The sequence below is a fragment of the Ramlibacter sp. genome, from assembly GCF_035706265.1.
Classification (GTDB): Bacteria; Pseudomonadota; Gammaproteobacteria; order Burkholderiales; family Burkholderiaceae_C; genus Ramlibacter.
Genome location: NZ_DASSVG010000271.1, coordinates 1 through 3,212, shown reverse-complemented (window position 1 = coordinate 3,212; position 3,212 = coordinate 1). Strand labels below are relative to the sequence as shown.

The window sequence follows — 3,212 nt, the reverse complement described above, 5'->3', positions numbered from 1 at the left end:
CCAGCTGCTGAATTTCCGCCAGGAGGTGGACGGCCACGGCCTTTCCAGCTACCCGCACCCGAAGCTGATGCCGGAGTTCTGGCAGTTCCCGACCGTCTCCATGGGCCTGGGCCCGCTGATGGCGATCTATCAGGCGCGCTTCCTCAAGTACCTGCACGCCCGGGGCATCGCGGACACGGCCAAGCGCAAGGTCTGGGCCTTCCTCGGCGACGGCGAGATGGACGAAGTGGAATCCATGGGCGCCATCGGCGTGGCCACGCGCGAGAAGCTCGACAACCTGATCTTCGTGATCAACTGCAACCTGCAGCGCCTCGACGGCCCGGTGCGGGGCAACGGCAAGATCATCCAGGAGCTCGAAGGCGAGTTCCGCGGCGCCGGCTGGAACGTCATCAAGCTCATCTGGGGCTCCTACTGGGATCCGCTGCTGGCGCGCGACAAGGAAGGCATCCTGCGCCAGGTGATGATGGACGTGGTCGACGGCGACTACCAGGCCATGAAGGCCAATGACGGCGCCTTCGTGCGCAAGCACTTCTTCGGCCGCGATCCCAGGCTGCTGGAGATGGTGTCGAAGATGAGCGACGAGGACATCTGGCGCCTCAACCGCGGCGGCCACGATCCGCAGAAGGTGTATGCCGCTTTCCACCGCGCCTACAACCACACCGGCCAGCCCACCGTGATCCTGGTGAAGACGGTCAAGGGCTTCGGCATGGGCCGCGCCGGCGAGGGCAAGAACATCGCCCACCAGGCCAAGAAGATGGTGGACGAGGACATCCGCGTCTTCCGCGACCGCTTCAACATCCCGATCCCGGACGACAAGCTGCCCGAGCTGCCCTTCTACAAGCCGGAAGAGAACACGCCGGAGATGCAGTACCTGCACGCGCGCCGCAAGGCGCTGGGCGGCTACCTGCCCAAGCGCCGCACCAGGGCCGACGAGCAGCTGCACGTGCCGGGCCTGGAGGCCTTCAAGGCCGTGACGGATCCGACGGCGGAAGGCCGCGAGATCTCCACCACCCAGGCCTACGTGCGCTTCCTCACCGGGCTGCTGCGCGACAAGGAGCTCGGCCCGCGCGTGGTGCCCATCCTCGTCGACGAGGCGCGCACCTTCGGCATGGAAGGCCTGTTCCGCCAGATCGGCATCTACAACCCCGAAGGGCAGAAGTACACCCCGCAGGACCGCGACCAGGTCTCCTACTACAAGGAAGTCCAGAACGGCCAGATCCTGCAGGAGGGCATCAACGAGGCGGGCGGCATGGCGAGCTGGCTGGCGGCGGCCACCAGCTACAGCACCAGCAACCGCATCATGATCCCGTTCTACATCTACTACTCGATGTTCGGGCTGCAGCGGGTGGGCGACCTCGCCTGGGCCGCCGGCGACATGCAGGCGCGCGGCTTCCTGCTGGGGGGCACGTCGGGGCGCACCACGCTCAACGGCGAAGGCCTGCAGCACGAGGACGGCCACAGCCAGGTGCTGGCGGGCACGATCCCCAACTGCGTGAGCTACGACCCGAGCTTCGCCCACGAAGTGGCGGTGATCATGCACCACGGCCTCAAGCGCATGGTGGAGAAGCAGGACAACGTCTTCTACTACATCACGCTGCTGAACGAGAACTACGCGATGCCCGGCCTGCAGCCCGGCACCGAGGAGCAGATCATCAAGGGCATGTACCTGCTCAAGGAAGGCGGCAAGGGGAAGAACCGCGTGCAGCTGCTCGGCTCGGGCAGCATCCTGCGCGAGTCGCTGTTCGCGCAGGAGCTGCTGGAGAAGGACTGGGGCGTGCAGGCCGACGTGTGGAGCTGCCCGAGCTTCAACGAGCTGGGCCGCGACGGCCTGGACGCCGAGCGCTGGAACATGCTGCATCCGGAGGCGAAGGAGCAGCGCGTGCCCTTCGTCACGCAGCAGCTGGAGAAGCACGCCGGCCCCGTGGTGGCTTCCACCGACTACATCAAGCAGTACGTCGACCAGATCCGCGCCTTCATCCCCAAGGGGCGCGCGTACAAGGTGCTGGGCACCGACGGCTTCGGCCGCAGCGACTTCCGCAGCAAGCTGCGCGAGCACTTCGAGATCAATCGCCACTACATCGTCGTGGCGGCGTTGAAAGCGCTGGCGGAACAGGGTAGCGTGCCGGCTGGGAAGGTGGCCGAGGCGATCCAGCGCTACGGCATCAAGGCCGACAAGGTGAATCCGCTCTACGCGTGACAATCGCGTCCTGAGAGACAACGACAAGGCCCGAAAGCGGGCCACGGAGAAAAAGAAACATGGCACTGGTCGAAGTGAAAGTCCCCGACATCGGGGACTTCAAGGATGTCGCCGTCATCGAAATCCTGGTCAAGCCGGGCGACACGATCAAGCAGGAGCAGTCGCTCGTCACGGTGGAATCGGACAAGGCGTCGATGGAGATCCCGTCGACGACGGCGGGGGTCCTGAAGGAGCTGAGGGTCCAGCTGGGGGACAAGATTTCCGAAGGAAGCGTCATCGCGGTCCTGGAGGCGGCGGGTGCGGGCGCCGCGAGCGCCTTACCCCAGCCCTCTCCCCAGAGGGGAGAGGGAGCAACATCCGCCCGGGCGTCTTCCACCGCTCCCGCTCCTTCTCCCTCTTCCGCCCCTGCGGGAGAGGGCCGGGGTGAGGGTGGTGGTTCAGGCCCGATCGAGGTCAAGGTGCCCGACATCGGCGACTTCAAGGACGTCGCGGTCATCGAAGTGCTGGTCAAGCCCGGCGACACCATCAAGCAGGAACAGTCGCTCATCACCGTCGAATCCGACAAGGCTTCGATGGAGATCCCTTCCTCCGCGGCCGGCGTGCTGAAGGAGATGAAGGTCAAGGTCGGCGACAAGGTGAACATCGGTGACCTGATCGCCATCGTGGAAGGGGTCGGCGCCGCCAGCCCCTCACCCCAGCCCTCTCCCCAGGGGGGAGAGGGAGTTACTCTTGCTCGAGGAACCGCTGCGCGTCCAGCGCCGCCATGCAGCCCGTCCCCGCGCTGGTGATCGCCTGGCGGTACACGTGGTCCTGCACGTCGCCGGCGGCGAAGACGCCCGGCACGCTGGTCATGGTGGCGAAGCCGTTCAGGCCCGTGCGGGTGAGGATGTAGCCGTCCTTCATCTCCAGCTGGCCCTGGAAGATCTCGGTGTTGGGCGAGTGGCCGATGGCGATGAAGCAGCCTTGCAGCGTCACGTCCTCGGTGGCGCCGGTGTTCACGTCCTTCAGGCGGATG

2 protein-coding genes and 1 pseudogene are annotated in these 3,212 nt (G+C 66.0%); 2 read left to right on the top strand and 1 reads right to left on the bottom strand.

What is annotated here, in order from left to right:
• Window positions 1–2,197 (top strand): pyruvate dehydrogenase (acetyl-transferring), homodimeric type (gene aceE, locus VFM98_RS10005; RefSeq protein WP_325109779.1); only part of this gene is annotated, 2,197 nt, incomplete at its 5' end.
• A 59-nt stretch (window positions 2,198–2,256) separates the two neighbouring features.
• A pseudogene (locus tag VFM98_RS10000) lies at window positions 2,257–2,976 on the top strand (biotin/lipoyl-containing protein); the annotation flags it as partial.
• Here VFM98_RS10000 and VFM98_RS09995 read toward each other — a convergent pair.
• On the bottom strand, window positions 2,921–3,212 hold a 292-nt coding region (locus VFM98_RS09995), incomplete at its 5' end, for an FAD-dependent oxidoreductase (protein WP_325109778.1). The pseudogene VFM98_RS10000 and the gene VFM98_RS09995 overlap by 56 nt on opposite strands.